General features: G+C 65.8%; 19 protein-coding genes. 7 read left to right on the top strand and 12 right to left on the bottom strand.

Annotation, left to right across the window (positions count from 1 at the left end; all coding sequences use genetic code 11):
* Window positions 1–7 precede the first annotated feature (7 nt).
* Genes TQ38_RS19145 through TQ38_RS19125 form a run of 5 tightly spaced genes read right to left on the bottom strand, consistent with a single transcriptional unit; the run spans window position 8 to window position 5,021 of the window.
* Window positions 8–778 (bottom strand): enoyl-CoA hydratase/isomerase family protein, encoded by a 771-nt coding sequence (locus TQ38_RS19145; protein ID WP_043975709.1) that lies wholly within the window; start codon window positions 776–778, stop codon window positions 8–10.
* Window positions 775–1,899, bottom strand: coding sequence for an extracellular solute-binding protein (locus TQ38_RS19140; RefSeq protein WP_043975707.1), 1,125 nt, complete (start codon window positions 1,897–1,899; stop codon window positions 775–777). Before TQ38_RS19140 ends, TQ38_RS19145 begins: the two co-directional genes overlap by 4 nt.
* A complete protein-coding gene (locus tag TQ38_RS19135; protein WP_043975705.1) occupies window positions 1,896–3,086 on the bottom strand; it encodes a CaiB/BaiF CoA-transferase family protein in 1,191 nt (396 codons plus the stop codon). Before TQ38_RS19135 ends, TQ38_RS19140 begins: the two co-directional genes overlap by 4 nt.
* 13 nt (window positions 3,087–3,099) lie before the next feature.
* On the bottom strand, window positions 3,100–3,846 hold the full coding sequence (locus tag TQ38_RS19130) for an SDR family NAD(P)-dependent oxidoreductase (RefSeq protein WP_043975704.1): 747 nt from the start codon (window positions 3,844–3,846) through the stop codon (window positions 3,100–3,102).
* On the bottom strand, window positions 3,843–5,021 hold the full coding sequence (locus TQ38_RS19125) for an aldose 1-epimerase family protein (RefSeq protein WP_043975702.1): 1,179 nt from the start codon (window positions 5,019–5,021) through the stop codon (window positions 3,843–3,845). Before TQ38_RS19125 ends, TQ38_RS19130 begins: the two co-directional genes overlap by 4 nt.
* Window positions 5,022–5,095: 74 nt before the next feature.
* Between TQ38_RS19125 and TQ38_RS19120 the strand changes: the two genes are divergently transcribed.
* On the top strand, window positions 5,096–5,455 hold the full coding sequence (locus tag TQ38_RS19120) for an L-rhamnose mutarotase (RefSeq protein WP_043975700.1): 360 nt from the start codon (window positions 5,096–5,098) through the stop codon (window positions 5,453–5,455).
* Between the two features lie 6 nt (window positions 5,456–5,461).
* Here the strand turns inward: TQ38_RS19120 and TQ38_RS19115 are convergent, their stop codons facing one another.
* Window positions 5,462–6,208, bottom strand: a complete 747-nt coding sequence (locus tag TQ38_RS19115; RefSeq protein ID WP_043975698.1) for a FadR/GntR family transcriptional regulator — start codon at window positions 6,206–6,208, stop codon at window positions 5,462–5,464.
* Window positions 6,209–6,358: 150 nt separating this feature from the next.
* Here TQ38_RS19115 and TQ38_RS19110 point away from each other — a divergent pair, with 150 nt between their 5' ends.
* The 4 genes from TQ38_RS19110 (at window position 6,359) to TQ38_RS19095 (ending at window position 13,085) form a co-directional block, all read left to right on the top strand.
* Entirely contained in the window at window positions 6,359–7,513 is a 1,155-nt protein-coding gene (locus tag TQ38_RS19110; protein ID WP_043975697.1) for a mandelate racemase/muconate lactonizing enzyme family protein, read from the top strand.
* The gene (locus tag TQ38_RS19105) at window positions 7,510–8,775 is read left to right on the top strand and encodes an MFS transporter (RefSeq protein ID WP_043975695.1); all 1,266 of its coding nucleotides are present in this window, start codon (window positions 7,510–7,512) and stop codon (window positions 8,773–8,775) included. The genes TQ38_RS19110 and TQ38_RS19105 overlap by 4 nt, the downstream gene beginning before the upstream one ends.
* 79 nt (window positions 8,776–8,854) lie before the next feature.
* Window positions 8,855–11,605, top strand: a complete 2,751-nt coding sequence (locus tag TQ38_RS19100) for a TonB-dependent receptor (protein WP_043975693.1) — start codon at window positions 8,855–8,857, stop codon at window positions 11,603–11,605.
* A gap of 61 nt (window positions 11,606–11,666) precedes the next feature.
* Window positions 11,667–13,085 carry a DUF1593 domain-containing protein gene (locus TQ38_RS19095; protein ID WP_052505733.1) on the top strand — a complete coding sequence of 473 codons (1,419 nt, stop codon included), beginning with the start codon at window positions 11,667–11,669 and terminating at the stop codon, window positions 13,083–13,085.
* A gap of 3 nt (window positions 13,086–13,088) precedes the next feature.
* Here the strand turns inward: TQ38_RS19095 and TQ38_RS19090 are convergent, their stop codons facing one another.
* The 3 genes from TQ38_RS19090 to TQ38_RS19080 form a co-directional block, all read right to left on the bottom strand.
* Window positions 13,089–13,865, bottom strand: coding sequence for a DeoR/GlpR family DNA-binding transcription regulator (locus TQ38_RS19090; protein ID WP_043975841.1), 777 nt, complete (start codon window positions 13,863–13,865; stop codon window positions 13,089–13,091).
* A 64-nt stretch (window positions 13,866–13,929) separates the two neighbouring features.
* Entirely contained in the window at window positions 13,930–15,009 is a 1,080-nt protein-coding gene (gene rhaT / locus TQ38_RS19085) for an L-rhamnose/proton symporter RhaT (RefSeq protein ID WP_043975840.1), read from the bottom strand.
* A gap of 26 nt (window positions 15,010–15,035) precedes the next feature.
* The gene (locus TQ38_RS19080; protein WP_043975692.1) at window positions 15,036–16,454 is read right to left on the bottom strand and encodes an FGGY-family carbohydrate kinase; all 1,419 of its coding nucleotides are present in this window, start codon (window positions 16,452–16,454) and stop codon (window positions 15,036–15,038) included.
* 95 nt (window positions 16,455–16,549) lie between these two features.
* Here TQ38_RS19080 and TQ38_RS19075 point away from each other — a divergent pair, with 95 nt between their 5' ends.
* Both TQ38_RS19075 and TQ38_RS19070 read left to right on the top strand, forming a co-directional pair.
* Complete coding sequence (locus TQ38_RS19075; RefSeq protein WP_082057698.1) at window positions 16,550–18,676, top strand: bifunctional rhamnulose-1-phosphate aldolase/short-chain dehydrogenase; 2,127 nt, start codon at window positions 16,550–16,552, stop codon at window positions 18,674–18,676.
* A 26-nt stretch (window positions 18,677–18,702) separates the two neighbouring features.
* Entirely contained in the window at window positions 18,703–19,995 is a 1,293-nt protein-coding gene (locus TQ38_RS19070) for a TIM barrel protein (protein ID WP_043975691.1), read from the top strand.
* Between the two features lie 4 nt (window positions 19,996–19,999).
* Here the strand turns inward: TQ38_RS19070 and TQ38_RS19065 are convergent, their stop codons facing one another.
* The 3 genes from TQ38_RS19065 to TQ38_RS19055 are packed head-to-tail and all read right to left on the bottom strand — an operon-like array spanning window position 20,000 to window position 22,721.
* A complete protein-coding gene (locus TQ38_RS19065) occupies window positions 20,000–21,151 on the bottom strand; it encodes an acetyl-CoA acetyltransferase (protein ID WP_043975690.1) in 1,152 nt (383 codons plus the stop codon).
* 2 nt (window positions 21,152–21,153) lie between these two features.
* Window positions 21,154–21,516 carry a Zn-ribbon domain-containing OB-fold protein gene (locus TQ38_RS19060; protein ID WP_043975689.1) on the bottom strand — a complete coding sequence of 121 codons (363 nt, stop codon included), beginning with the start codon at window positions 21,514–21,516 and terminating at the stop codon, window positions 21,154–21,156.
* The gene (locus TQ38_RS19055) at window positions 21,513–22,721 is read right to left on the bottom strand and encodes a CaiB/BaiF CoA-transferase family protein (RefSeq protein ID WP_043975687.1); all 1,209 of its coding nucleotides are present in this window, start codon (window positions 22,719–22,721) and stop codon (window positions 21,513–21,515) included. The genes TQ38_RS19060 and TQ38_RS19055 overlap by 4 nt, the downstream gene beginning before the upstream one ends.
* Between the last annotated feature and the right edge of the window lie 69 nt (window positions 22,722–22,790).

Raw genomic sequence — 22,790 nt, 5'->3', positions numbered from 1 at the left:
GGTCATGTCAGCGCCTCTGGAAATCGGGTGTGCGGCGTTCGGCGAAGGCGGCGCGGCCTTCGGCGGCATCGGCGGTCGCGAAGCAGATGGCCTGAAGGTCGCGCTCGTATTCGATGGCCTTGTCGTAAGGCATCTGGTGGGCTGCGTGCAGGTTGAGCTTGGCCGTTTCCGCCGCGATCGGTGCACGGGCGGCGATCTGCGCGGCGATTTCGCGCACGCGGGGCAGGAGCCCCTCCGGCGGGGTCACTTCGCTCACCAGCCCCCACGCGCAGGCCTGCGCGGCATCGACCATTTCGCCGGTGTAAAGCAGCAGTGCCGCGTTCGACATGCCGATGGAGTGGGCCAGACCCGCCGCCATGCCGCCGCCGCCGATCCAGCCCAACTTGATCTCCGGCGCCGCGAAGCGCGCATTGGCCGAGGCGATGCGAATATCGCAGGCCATTGCCGTTTCCAGTCCGCCGCCCAGCGCATAGCCGTTCACGGCGGCGATCACCGGCTTGCGGCAGGCGCGCAGCGCGTCGCAATAATCCTGCCGGTTGCGAAAGTCCCAGGGGGTTGCGTAAGCGTCGAGGGTCGAGATGTCGGACCCGGCGCTGAAGGCCTTTTCGCCCGCTCCGGTGACGATCACCACGCGGACCTCGTTGGAGGCGTTGCAGGTCGCCACCGCATCGACCAGCGCGGCGGCCATGCCGGGGGTCATGGCATTGAGCTTTTCCGTGCGGTCGAGCGTGATGGTGGCGACATGGTCGGCGATGTCGAAGCGCAGGTTGGCGCTCATGTCTCGGTTCCTTTGGCGTGATGGCGGGTGAAGGCCGCCTCGATGTCGGCGAGTACCGGCGCGGCGAGTTCGCCGTTCAGCAGCCCCGCGCGGAGGCGGGCGGAGGCTTCGGTCTGGAAGGGAATCGCGCCGTCGTGGCGGGGACGCAGCGAGGCGGCTTCCAGCGTGGCGCGAGTGGCGGAATAGAAGCCGCCCCATGCATGGTCGACCGCAGGATCGTTCCAGGCGCTGCGCAGCGCGGGCTGGCCTTCGTGCGCGGGGATGAAGCGGTGCTGCGCATCCGCGCCCATCAGCCAGGCGAGGTGGGCACGCAGTTCGTCCGTAACGGCGCAGCGGCGCGAGACAGCCACGCCGGTCCCGCCCAGAATGGAGCCGATCCCTGCGGCTCCGCGGGGCGCATCGGCAAAAGCGACGCGGCCATGCCTTGCATAGTTCACGTAGCCGTAGACGAGCGGGACCATGGCAAGATCCTCGCCTCCCGCGATGGCTTCCAGCAGGGCGATGGGGTTCTGGTCGATCCGGGCGCGGGTCGCCTCGCCGGTGAGAGCGGCCATCAAGGCATAGGCCTCCCGCGCGGCAGCCGGATCGGCGAAACTGTCCTGCGGCCGGGCGCCGCCAGTGAAGCTCGCCATGACGGACTGGAACGTAAGCGCGGCATGCGGCCCGGCGAGCGAAAGCGCCACCGGCGCCCGTGAGGCCAGTTCCACCACTTCCTCCCAGGTTGCCGGGGGCGTTTCAACCCGGCCGGGCGCATAGGCCATGACCTGGCTCGCCGCATCGAGCGGCAGGGCCCAGTGTCGCCCCGCGTAGCGATAGCTGGCCAGCGAGGGGCCGATCGCGGACTTGTCCAGCGCGGCCAGTTCGCCCGCGTCCATCACCTCGTCGATCGGGGTAAGGCAGTCATGCGCCACCGCCTCGCCCACGTGGGGGTGATCCAGCACGATCAGGTCGTAGCGCGCGGCGAGGTCGGCGATCGGGTGCGATTCGAAACCTTCGAGCGGGTGCCGGTCCCATGTGATCGACAGCCCGTGGTCCGGGGCGATGGCCTGTGCCGCCGCCTCCAGCGCGCGGTAGCCGCGCGGATGGTCCCATGTGAGACCGCGATAGGCGGGCCTGGTCATGCGTGCTGGCGAACGACGCCGGATTCGATCAGCTGCGCGATATCTTCCTCGCTGCGGCCGGCCTCGCGCAGGACTTCGTGGCTGTGCTGCCCGACAAGGGGCGCGCCGCGCGTGATCGCGGAAGGAGTGCGCGAGAAGCGGATCGGGAAGCCGGGTACTTTCACGCGGCCTTCGGTGGGGTGGTCGTACTCCACGAAAGTGCCGTTGTGGCGGATCTGCGGGTCGTCGACGAGATCGGCATAGCCATAGACCGGGCCGCACCAGATGTCGGCGGCGCGGAACTTTTCCAGCCAGTATGCGGTGCTCTGGCGGACCAGGTGTTCGCGCACCCGTGCATATATGGCGTCGCGCTGGGTCCAGCCTTCGCGTTCTTCCTCCAGCCCGGCGAAGAAGGGATCGTCCAGTTCGCGCGCCAGGGTATCGAAGCGGGCCATCGCCAGAGTCATGTAGCCGTCCGCCGTGGCGAAGACGCCGTAGGGCGCGCGGATATAGCTGTGCGCGTGGGGTTCGGCCGAGCGCGACTGCGGCTTGCCGCCGACAGTGAAGACCGAAAGCTCCTGCATCTGGATGGTGGTGATGGCATCCAGCATGTTGACCTGCACGAGCTGCCCTTCTCCCGTGCGTTCGCGGTGGAACAGCGCGGCCAGCGCACCTTCGAAGGCGCTGTAGGCGGCAATGGCATCGACCAGATACTGGCCCGCAGGAGTGGGCGGCGTACCTTCGATCCCGGCGGAGAGCATCGCGCCCGACATGCCTTGCAGCAGCAGGTCCTGCCCCGGCAGGTTGCGGTAAGGGCCGTCCTCGCCATATCCCGACATCGAGATGTAGATCAGGCGCGGATTGATGGCGCTGAGCGTCGCATAATCCACGCCAAGCCGTTCGGCCACGCCGGGGCGGTAGTTCTGCAAAAAGACGTCGGCGTCCTTCACAAGATCCAGCAGGACGGCCTTGCCCTCTGCCGACTTGAGATCAATCGCCAGCGAGCGCTTGTTGCGGTTGAGCGAAAGGAACGAGACGTTGATGCTGTTGCCCACCGCACCGCCGGCAGAGGCGTGACGCTGCCATTCGCCGCTGGTCGGCTCGACCTTTACGACGTCGGCGCCCATGTCGCCCAGTCGCTGCGCGGCGAAGGGGCCGGCCATGGCGATAGAGCAGTCGAGCACGCGGATTCCGTTGAGAATTGTCATGCGTTATGGTCCTTCAGGACATGGTCCAGCCGCCGTTGACGTGCAGCGTCTGTCCCGTGATGAAACCCGCCTCCTCGGCGGCGAAAAAGGCGATGGCATGGGCAATGTCCGTGGCCGTGCCGCGCCGCTTGATCGACTGGACATCCAGAACCATGCGTTCGTAGCCGGCGGGATCGGGGTGGATCTTCTCGGCGTCGGTGGGGAAGGCGCCGGGCGCGATGGCGTTGACGGTGACTCCCCATGCCCCGAATTCCCGCGCCCATGCCCGTGTCAGTCCGACCAGCGCGGCTTTCGAGGCGACATAGGGGGACAGGTTCGCCCAGCCGCCCGAGATCGTGATGCTGGAGACGTTGACGATCCGCCCGAACCCCGTCGCGCGCATCGCGGGCAGGGCCGCCTGCACCGCCACGATCCCGGCATCGACGTTGATGCGCTGGACGAACTGGTGTTCCTCGACGGTGTAGTCCTCGAACGGCTTCGACGGGTAGACGGCCGCGTTGTTGATGACGACGTCGATGCCGCCGTGGGCTTGGACCAGCGCGTCCAGTGCGGTGCGCAGTCCGGCAAGGTCGGCAAGATCGGTCTGCGATACGGTCAGCCGGCCCGGCCCGCGCCCTTGGGCTGCGGCGACGAGGCGGGCGATCTTTTCCGCATCGTTGTCGAGCGCGATGACATGGGCGCCGCGCTCTATCAGCAGCAGCGTGGTGTCGAGGCCAAGCCCGCCGGCAGCGCCGGTGTACAGAACCGTCCGCCCCTTCATGCGGCGGGGCCGATGGCGGGGTAATTGCCGCTGGGGGCGGGGTATTCGTCCTGCGGTTGCAGCGCGGTGCCTTCGATCCGGGCGACGGCGGACGCGATCGCGCCGGCATCGGGAAGGACGCGCAGAATAGTGTCGTAGCGGCGCTCCTCGCCATGTTCGAGCAGGATCAGCTCACCGCGTTCGCGGGCGAAGTCCTTGCCCAGGACATGGTTGGTCGATGGCTCGATGCCCACGGCGTAGTGGCCTGCGTGCAGGTTCTGCCATTCGAACATGCAGGGAAACTGGTCCTTGCGGGTGACGACGGAGAAGCCGAAACCCAGAGCCTCGTTGACGATGGCCACTTCGACCCGGCCTGCCTCGTCGGGGGCCATCTCGTGCTGCCATACCTGTTCGTGGAAATTGACGATGGGCGCGGGCAGGGTGCGGTAGCCGACGCCTTGCCCGCGGTAGTCGTCCGCATGGGCCGCCCAGAGCACCTCGCGCAGCGGTGCGACATAGCGCGCACCCTGGGCGACCACGGGATGGCCCACGTTGATGTGGTAGCAGAACATGTGCGGCGTCGTGTAGAAGCCGTGGTTGACGACGCGGTCGGTAAGGCGAATCTCGTCGCTGCCCAGGTCCGCCTCGATGCGGCGGATGAGGTGCAGGTCCTCGCCGAAGACGGTGGACTGGCGCACCACGCCTTCGGCCCAGAACGTGCAGGTATCGCCGTCCCAGCGCTCGCCGTAGCCGGTGAGCTGCGCGGGGATCGTGCCGACGCGGCCGTGGAGGGAGGACGACACGGCCTGGCGCGGGGCATAGTTGTAATGCGCCGCCGGGTCGTCATGCATGAACAGGATGTGGTCGAGGCCGCAGGTTATGTTCAGCCCCGACATCGAGCGAAACCAGCCAAGGCCGCCTTCGCCTTCGTAATCGTGCAGGCCCGGATGGCGGAAGCCTGAGGGCGAATGCCAGCCGACCGCGCGGCCGGCGTGATCGCACTCCGCGATGTCCATCGCGCGGTCGACCAGCACCGTGAAGCGCAGCCCGGACCCGGTGCGGAATTCCAGCATGCGCACGCCGCGCTCCACGCCGTCGCCCAGCGTCATCAGCCGCACGCCGGCAAATTGCGAAAGCGATCCGGTGCGTTCGGCGAGGTGTCTTTTCGACATCTGCGCGCCATACAGCCAGGCCATGGCTACCCTCTCTATCTTGTAAGATGTATGATGAATACTTAGGGTGGCATAAGTCGTCAACCGGGAGAGTGCAAATGAGCGAAATCGTGCGGCGGTGTTTTGCCGTCGACCTTGTGGACGAGCCGGAAATGATCGCGCGTTACCGCGCCTGGCATGCGCCGGGCGGGCCGCCGAAAGCGGTGAGCGAAGCGATTCGCGCCGACGGGGTGCGCGATCTTCAGATCTGGCTGGTGGGCACCCGCATGTTCATGGTCATGGAGCAGGACACGGCAATGGCCGCAGATGCCCAAGGCAAGGCGGCGCGCGATGCCAGCAATCCCGAAGTGCAGGCATGGGATGCGCTGATGCGCACTTTCCAGCGGCCACTGCCCTTCGCCCTGGACCGAACCTGGGTGGAAATGGAGCAGGTCTACGCGCTGCCGCAGCAGCCCTGACGGCGGCTAGTCTTGAAGGCCGCTGGCCCGGCGCTTGGTCCACGACGATTCGATATGTTCGCGCATCGCTTTCGCGGCGGCTTCGGCATCGCGGGCAAGGATCGCATCGTAGACCCTGCGATGCGCGGCCTGGGTATCGCGGACATGCTCCACGCTGAGGCGACCGGCGTAGCCGTGGGTGTTGAGAGCGCGTGACTGGATGCCGTCGATGATCGCCTTGCTCAGGCGGTCGCCCGACATGCGCATGATGACGTCGTGGAAATTGACGTCCTCGTGGACATAGGCAGCGGGCATTTCCACCAGCCCTTCGAGCTTGTCGATCTGCGCGGTGAGTTCGGCCAGCCCTTCGGGGGTCGCACGCGCAGCGGCCTTGGCCGCCATCGACGCTTCCAGCGAGGAGCGGATTTCGGACAGGTTATCGAGATAGGAAATCCCGTCCTCGCGGCGGAACAGGGCTGCCAGGATCATTGGGTCCAGCAGGTTCCAGTTGCTTTGTTCGCGCACGATGGTGCCGCGGCCCTGCAACGAGACCACCAGCCCCTTTTCGGTCAGCGCGGTCGTCGCCTCGCGCACGACGGTACGGCTCACGCCGAAGTGGTCGCACAGCATGTTTTCGGGCGGAAGGGCGGTGCCGGCCGGATAGACTTCGGTCACGATCGCGTTGACCAGTTCTTCGACCACTGCAACCGCAAGGCGCGGGCGGCGCCGCATTCGGGCCGAGGCTTCCAGGCCGCCGACTACCCTGTCTTGCATGTTTTCTTCACGCCCTCGTTCATGGTGATGCAGTTCTCTGCGCTCATTTACGCTGACCCCACTTGACGAACCACGTCAAGGGTTGTCAAACGACATAGATCATACATAATACGAATTATCGCTAAGCCGGATTGGGCAGAGGACCCCCTGATGAAGATTACAGGCTATCGCAGCCTTACGGCATTCCACGACTGGCGGCGCCCCGTTGGCGACGTCAACGGCGTGGTCGAATCGGGGATCACCGAAGTACCTGTGCTGCTGGTGGAAACCGACGCCGGCCTGACCGGCATCGGCCTTGGCGCACATGGCGATATCGCCCGGCTGTTTCCTGCCGTGGAGGGCGCCGATCCGCGCGCCGTCTCGACCCTTTACGATTCGATGCTCTCGCACGTATTCAAGAGCGGCCATGCCGGGACCACGTTCGGCACGATCGCGGCGATCGACATGGCCTTGTGGGACCTCAAGGCCAAGATGGCTGACGAGCCGCTGTGGCGGATGCTGGGCGCGGGCGACAGGTTCGTCGCCGGTTACGCCTCGGGCCTTTGCTACGGTCTTGGCGACGATGCCTTTGCCGCGCATTACGAGGCATGGGCGGACCGGGGCTTTACCGCCGCCAAGATCAAGGGGGGGCGTGATCTGGACCGCGACATCGCGCGTCTTGAGGTGCTGCGCGGCATCCTTTCGCGCAACACCGCCCGGCCCGCGCTGATGCTCGACGTGAACGAGGCGTGGAACTGCAAGCAGGCGATCCGCCATCTCGCGGAAATCGAGCGGCGGATCGACCTGACCTGGATCGAGGAGCCGGTCCGCCGCTGGGATGCGGCCGGCCATGCCCGGATCGCGCGCACGGCAAAGACAGCAGTGGCGACAGGTGAGAACCTTACCGGGCTGGAGCAGTACAATCCGCTGTTCGATGCCCAGGCCGTCGACATCGTCCAGGCGGGCAGTGTCTGGGGCCTCACCCATTTCATGCGGGTGGCGATGGCCGCTCACGCGCGGGGCTTGCCGGTTTCGCCGGTCGCCTACAACGCCAACCCGGTTGCCCATGCGGCGGCGGCAGTGCCCAACATGATAGGCATCGAGGTTCAGGACTTCGCTTTCCCGACCGGCTTTTCCGTCGACCAGGAAATAGTGGACGGCGGCATCGTGCTCGGTGACCGGCCCGGTCTCGGCATCGAGATCGACGAGGCCGTGATCGCGCAGGGCGGCTCTTCGCTGGGCTGGAACGTGCGCGGCGGTCCGCACCGCCGTCCAGCCGATGCCGGCCTGCGCCTCGTTCCCGAAAACCGGCGGGCGGCCCTATGATGCACGGGGGCACCGCAGAGCCTGCACGGGCATGGGTGGAGGGCGGGGCGCGCTGGCGCCTGCAGCTTTCGCTGATGGTCAACTTCTTCCTGCTGATGGCGCTTTACAGCGGCGTTCTGGGGGTGCTGCTGCCTAACCAGATCGCCGAACTGTCGCCCGATTCGAAAGAGAACAACCTCGCGTTGCTCTTCGCGATTACCTCCATCTTCTCGACCTTGGCGACGCCGATCGCAGGCGCCTTGTCCGACCGTACACGTACGCGGTGGGGGCGGCGTTCGCCGTGGATCGCGGTGGGTTCGCTGGTGGGGTCGGCGTGTCTGTTCGGGGTTTCCTGGATGACCGGGTTCTGGTCGCTGGTGGTGCTCTGGGTCATGGCGGCGATCGCTTACAATTCGATGCAGCCGGCAATGACTACGCTGGTCGCCGACCGTTTCGCGCCGGAGACGCGCGGCGGGGTTTCGGGGATCGTCGGCGCGGGCATGACGGCCGGACTTACCGCCGGCACCGTGGTGGCCGGCTATCTCGCATCGGAGCGCGTGCTTGCCTACGGCCTGTTTGCCGGGGCTATAGCGGCCTCGTGCATCGCCTTCGTTGCGATCAATCGCGAACCGCCGAGCGATGCCTTGCCGCGCCGGACGATGCATTGGGGCGCATTCTTCAAGAGCTTCTGGATCAGCCCGCGCGAGCATCCCGACTTTGCCTGGGCCTTTGCCAGCCGCTTCACGATCTACATGGGTTACCAGGCGGTAGCGGCCTATCTGCTTTATATCCTGCGCGACTATATCGGGCTGGCAGACGGGGCCTCGAATGTCGCGATCGCCAACATGGCGCTCATCACGCTGGTCTGCCTGGTGGTTTCCTCGCTCGCATCGGGATGGCTGTCCGACCGGTTGCAGCGCCGCAAGCCTTTCGTGATCGGCGGCAGCCTGATCATGGGCGCGGCAATGGCGGCCCCGCTGATCGCACCTTCCATGGCGGGCATGTGGGTCTACGCCGGGGTGATCGGCATCGGTTACGGCATGTTCATGTCGATCGACATGGCATTGATGACACAAGTGCTGCCCCAGGCCGCGTTGGGCGACGAGGGCAAGGATCTTGGCGTGCTGACCACCGCCGTCAACATTCCGCAAATCATCAGCCCGGTCATGGCTGCGGTCCTGCTGACGGTATTTTCCGGCGATTACCGGGCGATCTTCATCACTGCGCTGTTCTTCGTCTTCGCTTCAGCGCTGTGCGTACTGCCGATTAAGTCAGTACGATAAACATAATACGTATGATGTAATTTGACACGAGTAAATCGACGGATCATAACGATTCGCAAATGGGTGAGGGAGAGTCAGGATGTTTAAGGAGGAACGGCTTCACAGCGCGGCCAAATCAGCGCTGTTTCTTTCGGCTGTGTCAGTGCTAGCGCTGGCAAATGCGGCATACGCGCAGGAAGCCCCTGCCGCAGCTGCCCCGCAAGCCAGCTTCGAGGACGGCGCCACTCCCGAGGACATCATCGTCACCGGCATGCGCGCCAGCCAGAAGGCGGCCATCGACATCAAGCGCGATTCCATCGCGGTGGTCGATTCCATCGTGGCTGAGGACCTCGGCAAGCTGCCGGACCAGAACGTCGCGGAATCGCTGCAGCGCATCGCCGGTGTCACCATCGAGCGTAACCGTGGCGAGGGCCGCTACATCACCGTTCGCGGCTTCGGGCCTAAGTTCAACGCCGTGACCGTCAACGGCCGTACCCTGGCGACCGACAACAACGGCCGCGAATTCTCGTTCGACGTTCTGCCGTCCGAGATCATCGGCGGCGCCGATGTCTACAAGTCGCCGCAGGCCAACATCAACGGCGCCTCGATCGGCGCCACGGTCGACGTGAAGACCCTGCGCGCGATCGACCAGAAGGAGCAGTTCGCCTTCAGCGCATCGGGCGGCCAGATGTGGGCCGAACTGGCGGACAAGTTCAACCCCGAGGCATCCGGCGTCGCCTCGTGGCGCAACGCGGACAAGACTATCGGTATCTCGCTGGCAGGCGTCTATACCAAGCGTGATACCCGCAACGATGAATTCACCATCGGCGCCGGTCACGTGTACCGTTCCAGCACCGACTCCTATTACAATGCAGGCGGTGTTCCCCGCGCACGCATCGGGCCCGACGTGGCGCCGTTCAGCCGTGTCTCGATGCCGTCCAACCTTTCGCCGTTCTTCTTCGAGCGCAGCCTGGAACGCTACGGCTTCTCCGGCTCGCTGCAGTTCCGTCCGACCGATACCCTGTCGCTCTCGTTCGACGGGCTGTATTCCAAGGCGGACTTCACCGAACAGCAAACGGGCCTGGCCTACGATTTCTCCGGCGGCACCCTGGTCGAACAGGTGGTCGAAGGCGGAGAGGCGGTCTATCAGCGCTATCAGGGCGGCTTCGTCGACCAGATCCTGCAGTACGATCGCCGCAAGGTCACCACCAGCCAGTTCGGCGCCAATGCCGAGTGGAAGCCCACCGACACGCTGCGCTTCAGCGTCGATGTCTCGCGCTCCAAGGCCGAGCGCCGGGGCAAGGAAGACAACCTGTTCACGACGATCCGCCGCAAGAACACAGACCTGTGGTTCGATCGCCGCAGCGGTAACCCGATCTACGATTACGGGTTCACCAACCCCAACTATCCCAATGCCGCGACCAGTCCGCAGGGGATCACCGCCCACTATTACATCTGGGGCGGCGGCACCGACGTGGACGACAAGATCGGCGAATATCGCTTCGACACCGATTGGCAGGCGACGTCCAACCTCAAGCTCTTCGCGGGCGGCATGATCGCCAACCGCAAGAAGATCCTGACCGGCGATGAGATGCCCTTCGGCGAACAGTGCGCCTATTGCGGTTCCGACCGGGTGCTGCCGTCTGCCCTGTTCCGCCCGACCAACCGCAACTTCTTCCAGGGCGCAGGCGGGAGCAACATCCTGCATGACTGGGTGATCTACGATCCGGCGCGTCTGGTCGGCGTGATCGACCAGTTCGCGGCTGAGGACGGCAAGGCCTTCAACCCGGCGGTATTCTCACCCTCGGCCTCGTCGGTGATCGATGAGAAGGTGCGGATCGGCTATGTCATGGCCAACTTCCAGACCGACCTGGGTTCGATGCCGCTGACCATCAACGCCGGCCTGCGCTACGAAAACACCGACTACACGTCGAGCGGGGCGTCGCGCACAGTGCTCAGCGCCAAGCCGAACGGGCAGGGGCAGAACCTCATCGTGGTCTCGCCGATCGTCCCGGTCAGCTTCCGTGGCAAGTATCATGACTGGCTGCCGTCGCTGAACATCAAGCTGGAGGTCGCGCGCGACGTGATCCTGCGCGTTGCGGCATCCAAGGTGATGACGCGCCCGACGCTGACGGACCTGTCGCCGCGCCAGTCGATCCAGACCAATCCGGGCAACGAGACGATCAGCCGCGGCAACCCGGACCTCAAGCCGTTCCGCGCCAAGCAGGTCGAGGCCGGGGCAGAGTGGTACTTCTCGGACAGCTCGCTGCTTTCGTTCGCGGCGTTCTACAAGAAGATCGACTCGTTCGTGACGCTCGTCACCACGCCCCAGCTGGTCGACGAAGTGACGTTCCAGGTCACTGTGCCCGGCAATGGCAAGGGCGCCACGGTGAAGGGTTTCGAGGTGGGTTACCGCCAGGCCTTCACCGGCCTGCCGTCCCCTCTCGACGGGCTGGGCGTCCAGACCAGCTTCAACTACACCAAGTCCGATGCCAAGTACGAGAACACTGTCGCCAACGTCTCCTACGGGCTGGAGGGGCTTTCGAAGACCTCGTACAGCCTTGTCGGATATTACGAGAAGTACGGTGTGCAGGCGCGTCTCGCCTATACCTGGCGCGACAACTTCCTGCAGGTCGCCTCGGGCCGCAACGGCGAGCCGGAATACTTCGCAGCCTATGGCCAGCTCGATGCCGGGCTGTCCTATGAGGTGACGCCGCAGTTCACGGTCTTCGCTGATGCGATCAACCTCAACGATGCGAAGGAGTTCATCTACTCCGTCACCGAGAACCGCACCAAGGAGTACCGCAAGACCGGTCGCCGTTTCTCGGGCGGCGTGCGCGTCCGGTTCTGAAGATGAAGAGGGACCGGACGGCCGCGCGCCTTCCGGTCCCTTGCCTGTTCGGGAAGGCCAGATGTTGATGAAACGCTTTGCGCCGGCGCTGCTCGCGGCGGCTGTATTCGGCCTTCAGGGCCATGGCCATGCTGCGCCGACACCTGCGGCGCAGGCGGCGCCGGCAAAGCCGCGCGTGATCGTGTTGACCGACGTCGGCTCCGATCCCGACGACATGGAATCGATGGTGCGGTTCCTGCTTTACACCAACGAATTCGATGTGGCGGCGCTGGTGCCCTCGACCTCGCGCCATCTCAAGGATTCCGTCCACCCCGAACAGATCCTGAAGCGCATCGACGCCTATGAGGCGGTTCTGCCAAACCTGCGTGCCCATGCGGGAGGGTGGCCCAGCGCCGCCGCCTTGCGCAGCGCGGTCAAACCCGGCCGGCCCGAATACGGCATGGCCGGCGTCGGCGCCGGAAAGGACACGGAAGGATCGCGCGCGATCGTCGCCGCGCTCGACAGCCCGGACCCGCGTCCCTTGTGGATTTGCGTATGGGGCGGCGCGGTGGATCTCGCACAGGCGCTGTGGTCCCTGCGCGAGACGCGCCCGGCGGCGGACGTGGCGCGCCTTGCGGCCAAGCTGCGCGTCTATTCCATCTCCGACCAGGACAATGCCGGTCCATGGGTGCGCCGACAGTTCCCGGACGTGTTCTGGATCGTCAGCCTGACCGCGCACCGGCATTACAATCTTTCCACCTGGGGCGGGATTTCGGGTGATCGCATGTACTATTTCGAGGGGCCGGACTTCACGACCGTCTCGAAGGAGTGGCTGCGCGAAAACGTACAGATCGGCCCGCTGGGCAAGCTCTATCCCAGTTATGAATTCATCATGGAAGGCGACACGCCCAGCTTCCTCTACCTGGTCGCCAATGGCCTGGGCGTTCCCGAACACCCGGACTACGGAAGCTGGGGCGGGCGCTACGGCAAGGTTTCCGAGTGGGACGGCGTGTGGACCGATACCAGCGACCTTGTAACCGGCGCGGATGGCAGGACCTACCAGACCAACAAGGCGACGATCTGGCGCTGGCGCGACGCGTTCCAGCAAGACTTTGCCGCGCGCATCCAGTGGACGCTGCAATCCTCGTTCAAGGGCGCCAACCATGCGCCGATGCTGACGCTGAATGGCCAGCCCGGCATCGCCCCGGTCGAGATCGTGGCCCGCCCCGGCGACACTGTCCGGCTATCCGCCGCAGGTTCGCGCGACCCGGATGGTGACAAGGTAGACTACACCTGGTGGCAATACCGCGAGGCCGAAGCGGTCAATCGCAGTCCCCCCGTCAACCTCCAGCGCGGCGACCCGCTCGACACGCGTTTCATAGTCCCCGAAGTGAGCGAGCCGACTCGCTTCCACGTCATTCTTGAGGCGCGGGACAAGGGCACGCCCGCTTTGACCAGCTATCGCCGTGCGATCGTTTCGGTCAGCCCGGCGCGGCGCTGACCTTCAGGCGATCAGCAGCCGGATGCCGGAGGACCGCACCTGTTCGGCCACGGCGGAGGGGATACCGGCATCGGTGACGATGGTGCTAACCTCGTCCAGCCCGCACACGATCGCGCCGGAGGACGAGGTGAACTTGGTGCTGTCGACCAGCAGGATCACCTCCTCGGCCCGGTCTATGAAACGACGTTCTGCGGCGACCAGTATGACGTCCTGCTGCATCACGCCCTGCCGGCCCACGGCGGCCGCGCCCATGAATAGCTTGGGGGCATGGAAGCGCGGCATCGAATCCTCTCCGGCAGGCGCCAGCACGATGTTCTGTTCGCGAAATACCGTGCCGGAAGGCAGCAGGACCCGTGTTCCCGGCTGCGGCAGCAGGGCATCGACGATGTGCAACGAATTGGTCAGCACCTGGCAGTCCAGCCCGGCAAGATGCGGGCACATCTGCAGCGTGGTGGTGCCCCCGTCGATCATGATCCCTTCACCCGGCTGACATAGCGCGGCGGCGGCACGGCCGATCGCCTGCTTGGCGGGCAGGTTCTGGGTTATCGACTGCGCGAACGGCGTCCCGGAAAGCCCTTGCGGGCGATCCGCACGCTCGTCTTCCGGCAGCTTGGCTCCGCCGTGGACGCGCAGGATCAGGCCCGCTTCTTCCAGCCGGGTCAGATCGCGTCGGATCGTCGCCGGCGAAGCGTCGAGCTGGGCCTCTATCGCCCGGTAGCTGATGAAGCCGGTGGCGGTCACCGCTTCCAGGATCAGGCGTTCTCGTTCAGACGAATGCATCGGCTTCCAGTTGCTGCGTGGGGCCCCTATGGGCGTGTTTTCGATCAAAATCCATCATTGCCGCTCAATTCAGGGCGGGCGCCGCTTCCAGCATGTTGCCTGCGCCGATGATGACCGTCGATCCCACCAGCAGGCCGATGCCCAGCCACACCAGCGTTCGGGTGCGGACACTGGCCCCTTTCCACTCCTTGAGCGCGAAGCCCCAGAGCGTGGCGAACAGGATGATCGAGGCCATGTGCAGCGTCCATGACGAGAAGCCGTAGCGCCCCATCTGGCTTTCGCCCATGGTGTAGAAGAAGAACTGGAAGTACCACAATGTGCCGCCCAGCGCCGCCAGCAGATAGTTGGCGAGCAGGGCAGGCTTTTTCCCGTCCCCGCCTGCCGGGGCGGCGCCGAGGAACTGGCCGAAGCTGCGATTGCGCCAGATCAGCCAGCCGCACCACAGGGCATTGGTGGTCAACCCGCCCGCCAGGACCACGCAGAGCACGGGCAGGCCCTGGCTCAGCGGGTCGGTCCCGGCGGCAAGGGTGAGGTCGCGGATCGGTTGCCCGGCGTCGAGGCCCCAAGCGAAGCAGCCCGACATGACGCCCGAGAAGACCGCGATCAACAGGCCCTTGCGCAAGTCGAACTCGGCGACGCCTTCGGAAGCGCGGCCCGCCAGATCCTTGTCCTTGGCATTGCCGGCGCGGGCGACGACGACGATCCCGGCCAGCGTCACCACGATGCCCAGCAGCGTCAGCTTGCCGCTGAGGCGCGATGCGATATCGCCGATGGTGCCATGGAAGATCGGCGGCCCCATCGTGCCGATGATCGTGGTGAGGCCCAGCGCTACCGCCATCCCCAGCGACAGGCCAAGGTAGCGCATGGTCAGGCCGAAGGTCAGCCCGCCAAAGCCCCACATCGCGCCCCAGAACCAGCACCACAGCAGCGTGTTCGTGGGCGTGGAAGACAGCACGCCCAGCAGGTCGGCCGTGCGCAGCGAGGCGAAGAGCCAGGGCGCTATGGCCCACGAAAACACCCCGCCCGCCAGCCAGAACACTTCCCAGGACCACAGCTTGATGCGCTTGTACGGCACGTAGAAGCTGGCGGAGGCAAATCCGCCCAGCCAGTGGAAGATGACGCCCAGCGCCGGATTTCCGCCCATCAGGATCGGTCCCCTCTTGGTGTTGGTCAGGCCGCCGCAGTCATCTGCGCGCGGTGCCACATGGCCTTGTATGCCGAAAGGTCGCCGTCCAGCGGCAGCACTCGCCTGAGACCGCCGCTGGCCTGGAGCAGCGGGTCGATCAGCCGCAGCGCTCCGAACGAGACGTCGTTGTGCGCATTGGCCACGAAGACCTCCGTCTTGGGACGCAGGGCGGCCAGCGCGCGCACGAAGACTTCCGCATCCGCGAACCGGCCCTCGATCAGCAGGCGATCCTTTGACCCGATCAGATCCAGCGCCGTGTCGGCGACAAGCGCGGCGTAAAGGCACACGCAGGCGCGCCTTGCGTACCAGGTGCCCGACCACTCGACCGGCGCATTCACCCAGCGCGCCTCGCCATCGGGGAAGGGGCCGAAGCCGGGCGCCAGGGTGGGCATCATCATCGTGCCGCGCTTGAGAATGGCGGGCAGCGCTTCCATCAGCCTGGGCTGGTCGGGCCGGATATCGACGCGGCGGGTATCGAGCTGGATCACCGTCTCGATCTCCCGCCCGCCCATGAACCGCGCCGAGGGGACCGGCGAGCCATAGGCATCCACGTTGACGAGGGTGTCGCGCGCTTCAGGCAGGTCGGTGGTCGAAACGGCCTGCGCGGCAAGGCGCATGGCGATGAACCAGGTGCCGGTGGAAAGGATCGTCGCTTCCTGCCGGGCTATTTCGGGAAAGCCGCGCACGGCCAGCAGGGCGGCGTTGGAATCGTGCAGTCCCGCCAGGACCTGCACTTTGGCGGGAAGGCCGGTTCTGGCGGCCAGTTCGCCCCGCAGCGCGCCGACCACATCGCCTGCCTTCACCAACGGAGCGAAGCGCCGCGCCCAGCCACGCCGCTCCGCCATCGGCGAGAACCGCGCGTCGCCGGGGCACCACAAGTCGCTGTGGCAGCCCAGGCTGGTCACTTCGCTCACCGCCCGGCCGGTCAGGAACCAGGCCCAGTACTGCGCCCAGGGCACCAGCGTGGCGGCCTTCATGGCTTCGGGGTGGACCTGCTCCATCCAGTAGATCTGCGCGCCCAGGTTCAGCCCGTCGGGAAGGGCGGGGGAGCCGGTTACGCGAAACGGATCGCGCAGCGCGCGGTAGGCGGCCATGACGTCGGCGGGGATCGCCTGTTCATAGTCGAGCGGCGCGAACAGCAGGCCGTCATCGCCCAGCGCCGCAAAACCAGCGCCGTGGGCGACCGGCACGATCGTCTCGACCGGGCAGTCGCGGTAACGCGCCAGCGTCTCGACAAGCCAGGCGCCGATGCCGTCCGCGTCGAGCCGGCGGATGCCGTCCGCGCTGACTAGCCGGTTCGGGCGCACCTGGCGATCGAGCATCCTGCCGCCGCGCGACCACGCAGTCACCTTGCTCAGGGTCTTGCCGATATCGACGACAATATGGGTGGCCTCGATGCTCATGCTCTCCAGTTCGATTTCTTGTTATTTGATCGAATATGATTGCTTTGTATCGAAAGAGATTGATCGTGCAAGCGCAAATTGCTAGATGGCGGGTCATGGATACGATCACCGCTCCCGCTCACGAAGCGGCTTCCGCCCCCGCAATTCCCTTTGCCGTACCGGCCAGCCGCTGGGACGAATCGGTCGCCGCTACGCTCTCTCCTCCGCAGTTGCTGCTCTATCGCTCCAACCTGCTCGGTTCCGATCTCACCGTCACCAATTTTGGCGGCGGCAATACCTCGGCCAAGCTGGAGGAGGTCGATCCGCTGACTGGCGAGCCGGTCGAAGTGCTGTGGGTCAAGGGTTCGGGCGGCGACATCGGTTCAATGACGCTCGACGGCTTCGCGACCCTGTATCAGCACAAGCTGTTGGGCCTTGAGGCGCACTATGCCGGCCCTGAAGACGACGACAAGATGGTCGGCTACCTGCCGCACTGCACTTTCAACCTGAACGCGCGCGCGGCCTCGATCGATACGCCGCTGCACTCGCTGCTGCCTTTCGCGCATGTCGACCATGTCCATCCCGACGCGATCATCGCGCTGGCCGCCAGTTCGGGCGGTGAAGCTGCCACGCAGGAGATCTGGGGCGGCCGCATCGGCTGGTTGCCGTGGAAGCGCCCCGGCTACACGCTGGGAGTGATGCTGCGCGATTATGTCGCGGCCAACCCTGAGGTCGAAGGCGTGATGCTTGCCGGGCATGGCATCATCTGCTGGGCGGACAGCGCCCGCGCCTGCTACGAACATTCAGTCGGGTTGATCGCCGATGCTGCGAATTACCTTAACGCAAAGCTGGCGCAAAAGCCGGCGTTCGGCGGGGCGGCCGTGTCCGTCAGCGCAGACCGCGCGGCGATCGCCGCCGGGTTGATGCCGCGCCTGCGCGCTCTGATGACCGGCGCGCGCCGCAAGCTGGGCCACTTCTCCGACGATGCCGAAGCCCTGGAATTCGTCAATTCCGCGCAGTTCCAGCGGCTGGCCGATCTGGGGACATCGTGCCCCGACCATTTCCTGCGCACCAAGATCGCGCCGCTGACGCTCGATCCGGCAAGGCTGGGCGATGATGCCTATCTTGCCGAAAAGGTCGCCGCCTACCGGGATCTCTATGCCGCCTATTACGAGCGCTGCAAGCGGCCGAACTCGCCCGCGATGCGCGATCCCAACCCGGTCGTCGTGCTGGTGCCGGGCGTGGGGCGCATCACTTTCGCCGCTGACAAGACCACCGCGCGCCTCGCCGGGGAGTTCTATGGCAATGCCATCAATGTGATGCGCGGGGCCGAGGCAATCGGCGATTACATCGCGCTTGACGAGCAGGAAGCCTTCGACATCGAATACTGGCTGCTGGAAGAAGCCAAGCTCCAGCGCATGCCAGCGCCCAGGCCGCTGGTCGGCCGGATCGCGCTTGTCACCGGAGGCGCCGGCGGCATTGGCGCGGCCACTGCCGCACGCCTGATGGCGGAAGGCGCCTGCGTGCTCCTTGCGGACCGCGATGCCGCTGCGGTCGAGGAAGTGCGCGCCGGTTTCGCGCGGCAGTTCGGCAGGGACGCGGTGCGCGCCGCCGTCTGCGACGTGACCGACGAGGCGCAGGTCGCCGATGCCTTCGCTTTTGCCGCACGGGAATTCGGCGGGCTGGATATCCTCGTCGCCAATGCCGGCATCGCATCCTCGGCGCCGATCGAGGAGACCACGATCGAGCTGTGGAACCGCAACTACGACGTGCTGGCTCAGGGCTATTTCCTGACCAGTCGCGCTGCCTGGCCGCTGCTGCGCGGCATGAAGGAACAGGGCGGCACCAGTGTCGTCTTCATCGGCTCGAAGAACGGCGTCGCCGCCGCGACCAATGCCAGCGCCTATGCTTCGGCCAAGGCGGCCGCCAACCATCTGGCCCGCTGCCTTGCGCTGGAAGGGGCGCCGCACGGCATCCGCGTCAACGTGGTCAATCCCGATGCGGTCATCAAGGGCAGCCGCATCTGGGACGGCGACTGGCGCAAGGAGCGCGCTGGCGCGCATGGCATAGACTCAGGCCGCGAACTGGAAGAACATTACCGCCAGCGCTCGATGCTGAAGCGCGATGTGCTGCCGTCCGACATCGCCGAAGCGGTCTATTTCCTGGCCGGCGACCAGTCGGCGAAATCTACCGGCAACATGATCAACGTGGATGCCGGAAACGCCCAGGCATTCACGCGCTGAAGACGACGGGAAGAGGATAAAAAGACATGACCAACCTGCCGATTTCGGGCGAAATGATCGCCGAAGGCAACGCCCGCATGGTAGAGGCGCTGGACGATGAATACGCAGCTCTGGGACGCAAGCTGGAGCGTTCGGGCATCGCCATCGACGCGGTGAAGGACAAGTTGGCCGGGTTCTCGGTCGCCGTGCCCAGTTGGGGCGCAGGCCGGGGCGGCACCCGCTTCGCCAAGTTCCCCATTCCGGGCGAGCCGACCAACATCCACGAAAAGCTGGAGGACTGCGCGGTCATCAACCAGCTTTCGCGGCTGACCCCGCGCGTCTCTCCGCATTTCCCGTGGGACAAGGTCGCCGATTACAAAGGCCTGCGCGAGGAGGCGGCCAGCCTTGGCCTTGGCTTCGATGCGGTGAATTCCAACACCTTCCAGGACCAGCCGGGACAGGCGCAGACTTATGCAACCGGCTCGCTGTCCTCGACAGTGGCGGCGACGCGCCAGCAGGCGGTCGAACACAATATCGAATGCATCGAGATCGGCCGCCAGCTTGGCTCCACCGACCTCACGGTGTGGGTGGGCGACGGCACCAACTTCCCCGGCCAGCAGGACCTTGGCCGCAGCCTGGATCGCTATCTGGAAGCGGCTGCGCAGGTCTATGCCGCGTTGCCGGATGACTGGCGCATGTTGCTGGAACACAAGATGTTCGAGCCGGCGTTCTATTCCACGGTCATCAGCGACTGGGGTTCCTCGATCCTCGCCGCGCAGGAACTGGGCCCCAAGGCGAAGTGCCTTGTCGATCTTGGCCACCACGCGCCCAACGTCAACATCGAGCAGATCGTGGCGCGGCTTCACCGCTTCGGCAAGCTGGGCGGCTTCCACTTCAACGACAGCAAGTACGGCGACGACGACCTCGATTCCGGCTCGATCAACCCGCACCAGCTGTTCCTGGTGTTCAACGAACTGGTCGAGGCGGAACTGGCCCCGCGCGATGGTTTTGCGCCCAGCTATATGATCGACCAGTCGCACAATGTGACCGACCCGATCGAATCCATGCTTTCCTCGGCCGAGGCGATCGGCTCGTGCTATGCCAAGGCGCTGCTGGTCGACCGCGAAGCGCTGCATCTGGCGCAGGAGGCCAACGATACGATGATGGCCTTCCAGGCGCTGCGCCGGGCCTATACCGTCGACGTTTCGCCGATCCTCGCAAAGGCGCGCCTCGATGCGGGCGGCGCGATCGACGTGCTAGGCACCTACCGCGAAAGCCGCTGGCGTGACCGCAAGGCGCAGGAACGCAAGGCCGTGGGGCTGGGCGCGGGCATCGTCTGACGGGTCAGACCGTTGCCATGCTGCCCAGTATCACCGTTGCCTGGCTGGACAGGGTGCCGCCATTGCCGTGTGCCAGTGCAAGGTCGATGCCGGGCAGCTGGTTCGCCGCTGTGCCGCGTATCTGCCGCGCCGCCTCGATCACCGCGAACAGTCCGTACATGCCGGGATGGCAGCACGACAGCCCGCCGCCGTTGGTGTTCACCGGCAGGCTGCCGCCCGGCGCGATGGCGCCGCTGCTCACGAAGCGCCCGCCTTCGCCCTTGGAGCAAAAGCCAAGGTCTTCGAGGAACAGCACCGTGTTGATCGTGAAGGCATCGTAGAGCTGCGCCGTCTGGATATCGGACGGGGTGACCCCCGCCATCGCCATCGCCCGCGCGCCGGATTCCTTCGCGGCGGTGACGGTCACATCCTTCGACTGCGCAACCGAGTTCCACCATGTTGCCGCCGCAGCGCCCAGCAGGGGCACGGGCGCCGCCGCCAGATCGCGCGCGCGGTCGGTGCGGGTCATCACGATCGCCGCCGCGCCGTCGGTTACGAGGCAGCAGTCGCGCACCGAGATCGGCGTGCTGATCATCCGCGCGGAATGGCAGTCCTCCATCGTCAGCGGACCCTTGGCGAAAGCTTCCGGGTTGGTGTTCGCCCAGGCCCGCGCGGCCAGCGCCACGGCGGCAAGGTCCTCGCGGGTCGTGCCAAATTCATGCATGTGCCGCGCCGCCGCCAACGCATAGGAGGTCAGCGGGAACAGCGGCGCATAAGGCGCGTCCCAGGCGTTGCTGGTGATCTTCGTCGCCAGCTTGCCGCCATTGCTGCGCTGGTTCGAGCCATAGGCGATCAGCGCGCAGTCGATATAGCCCGCCTCCAGCATCAGCGCCGCGCTGGCCATATGGCTCATGAAGGCAGAGCCGCCGGTGCGGTTGTTGTCGGTATAGCGCGGCTGCAGGCCCAGATATTCGGCGAAGGACAGGCCCGCGAAGAAATCGTCGGGCTGGCAGATGAACAGCGCATCCACTTCAGGCAAGGTCAGCCCGGCATCTTCCACCGCCAGCAAGGCGGCCTTGGCGGTCAGCTCCATCGAACTGTAGCCGGGCGTCTCGCCCACGCCGAAGGTGGCCAGGCCGGCAATCGCGGTGCGGCCGCGCGGGAACATATCGCCCATGGTCAGTCCTCCAAGGCGCGGAAAAGCAGCACGGGCTCTTCGCCGCTGCTGTCGATGAAAGCGGACACGCGCTGGCCGATCCGCAGGGTTTCCGGGTCAGCGCCCTCCACCCTGCTCATCAACCGGGCGCCTTCGTCGAGGTCTATCAACACGACGTTATAAGGCTCCGCCGGCGGTCTGCGCTGCACCCATGACAGGGTGTAGACCGTGCCCAGCCCGGACGCCTCGATCCATTCCAGATCGTCCGCCCCGCTGCCCGGAGCGGCAAGGCGCGGCGGAAAGATCGCGCAGCCATCGCCCGCGCGCTGGAGCAGGAACCGGCCCTGCGCCAAAGCCTCGCGCCAATGGCTTGCCGGGCTGGTCATGCCGCTGCCTGCACTGCGCCGCGCGCTATGAGATCGGCGATCTCCTCGTCCGAGAAGCCCGCCTCGCGCAGTACGGCTTCGCTTTCGCCGCCCAGCGCCGGGCCGGGATCGCCGATGGCGCCGGGGGTTTCGGAAAAGGTCGTGGGAATGCCGGGGAAGCGCAGGGTGCCCTGGTCGGTCTCGCGTTCCTGCCAGAAGCCGGTCTCGACCAGATGGGGGTCGTCCAGCAGGTCGGTCAGGCTCTTGATCGCGGTCGCCGGGATATGCGCCTGCCGCAGCAGATCGACCCATTCGGCGGTGCTGCGCCCCTCGATCACCTCGGCGACCTTGGCCAGCACTGCGGTGATGTTCTGCGTGCGCGACCGCATCGAGGCGAACATCGGGTCCTGCGACCATGCGGGATTGCCCAGCGCATCGAAGAAGGCGCGCCAGTGCTTGTCGTTGTAGATCATCACGCCGATGTAGCCGTCCGCCGTGCGATAGGGGCGCCGCGCTTCGGATGTGGCGCGGGGGTATTCGGGCGGACCTTCGGGCGGCACGAACAGCGATCCGCACAGATGCTCCACCATGGCGAAGGAGACCAGCGTCTCGAACATCGGCACCTCGATCTCCTGGCCGACGCCGTTTTTCTCCCGCGCGAACAGGGCGGCGATCACCGAGTAGGCGCCGGTCAGCCCGGCCACCTTGTCGGCGATCACGGTTGCGGCATAGGTCGGCTCGCCGCCGGAAAGGCGGGCTTGCAGATCGACGATGCCCGAGGCCGCCTGCACGATGTCGTCATAGGCGGGGTAGTCGCGGTAGGGTCCGCTTCGCGCAAAACCGTAGAGGTTGGCGTAGACGATCTTCGGGTTCGCGCCTCGCAGGGCCGCATAGTCCAGCCCCAGCCGCCCGATCGCGCTGGAGCGCATGGAGTGGATGAACACGTCAGCGCTTTCGGCCATGCGCAGCAGGGCGGCGCGTGCTTCCGGCTGCTTGAGGTCCATCACCACGCTGCGCTTGCCGCGATTGACGTTGAGGAACATCGCCCCGCGCGATGCATCCGGGCCGGGCGGAATGAAGCGGGTGGTGTCACCGGACGGGCTTTCCACCTTGATGACGTCCGCGCCCAGATCGGCGAAGATCTGCGTTGCGTACGGCCCCATCAGCACGCTGGTGAGGTCCAGCACTTTCACGCCCGCCAGCGGTCCCTTGCCGCGTCCACTCATCGAAATTCTCCGGTCATTGCCAAGTATCTTCCCGAACGTATCCTCGTGCACGCGCTACGCATGCACGAG

Origin of the sequence: Novosphingobium sp. P6W (assembly GCF_000876675.2) — a bacterium.
GTDB lineage: Bacteria > Pseudomonadota > Alphaproteobacteria > Sphingomonadales > Sphingomonadaceae > Novosphingobium.
Note: the sequence above shows the minus strand (reverse complement) of the source record. Positions and strands in the feature narration are given on the sequence as shown.

Bases quoted from the DNA above. Each gene is read 5' to 3' on its own strand.
- TQ38_RS19145 (WP_043975709.1), bottom strand. From the start codon at position 778: ATGAGCGCCAACCTGCGCTTCGACATCGCCGACCATGTCGCCACCATC.
- TQ38_RS19140 (WP_043975707.1), bottom strand. From the start codon at position 1,899: ATGACCAGGCCCGCCTATCGCGGTCTCACATGGGACCATCCGCGCGGC.
- TQ38_RS19135 (WP_043975705.1), bottom strand. From the start codon at position 3,086: ATGACAATTCTCAACGGAATCCGCGTGCTCGACTGCTCTATCGCCATG.
- TQ38_RS19130 (WP_043975704.1), bottom strand. From the start codon at position 3,846: ATGAAGGGGCGGACGGTTCTGTACACCGGCGCTGCCGGCGGGCTTGGC.
- TQ38_RS19125 (WP_043975702.1), bottom strand. From the start codon at position 5,021: ATGGCCTGGCTGTATGGCGCGCAGATGTCGAAAAGACACCTCGCCGAA.
- TQ38_RS19120 (WP_043975700.1), top strand. From the start codon at position 5,096: ATGAGCGAAATCGTGCGGCGGTGTTTTGCCGTCGACCTTGTGGACGAG.
- TQ38_RS19115 (WP_043975698.1), bottom strand. From the start codon at position 6,208: ATGCAAGACAGGGTAGTCGGCGGCCTGGAAGCCTCGGCCCGAATGCGG.
- TQ38_RS19110 (WP_043975697.1), top strand. From the start codon at position 6,359: ATGAAGATTACAGGCTATCGCAGCCTTACGGCATTCCACGACTGGCGG.
- TQ38_RS19105 (WP_043975695.1), top strand. From the start codon at position 7,510: ATGATGCACGGGGGCACCGCAGAGCCTGCACGGGCATGGGTGGAGGGC.
- TQ38_RS19100 (WP_043975693.1), top strand. From the start codon at position 8,855: ATGTTTAAGGAGGAACGGCTTCACAGCGCGGCCAAATCAGCGCTGTTT.
- TQ38_RS19095 (WP_052505733.1), top strand. From the start codon at position 11,667: ATGTTGATGAAACGCTTTGCGCCGGCGCTGCTCGCGGCGGCTGTATTC.
- TQ38_RS19090 (WP_043975841.1), bottom strand. From the start codon at position 13,865: ATGCATTCGTCTGAACGAGAACGCCTGATCCTGGAAGCGGTGACCGCC.
- rhaT (WP_043975840.1), bottom strand. From the start codon at position 15,009: ATGGGCGGAAATCCGGCGCTGGGCGTCATCTTCCACTGGCTGGGCGGA.
- TQ38_RS19080 (WP_043975692.1), bottom strand. From the start codon at position 16,454: ATGAGCATCGAGGCCACCCATATTGTCGTCGATATCGGCAAGACCCTG.
- TQ38_RS19075 (WP_082057698.1), top strand. From the start codon at position 16,550: ATGGATACGATCACCGCTCCCGCTCACGAAGCGGCTTCCGCCCCCGCA.
- TQ38_RS19070 (WP_043975691.1), top strand. From the start codon at position 18,703: ATGACCAACCTGCCGATTTCGGGCGAAATGATCGCCGAAGGCAACGCC.
- TQ38_RS19065 (WP_043975690.1), bottom strand. From the start codon at position 21,151: ATGGGCGATATGTTCCCGCGCGGCCGCACCGCGATTGCCGGCCTGGCC.
- TQ38_RS19060 (WP_043975689.1), bottom strand. From the start codon at position 21,516: ATGACCAGCCCGGCAAGCCATTGGCGCGAGGCTTTGGCGCAGGGCCGG.
- TQ38_RS19055 (WP_043975687.1), bottom strand. From the start codon at position 22,721: ATGAGTGGACGCGGCAAGGGACCGCTGGCGGGCGTGAAAGTGCTGGAC.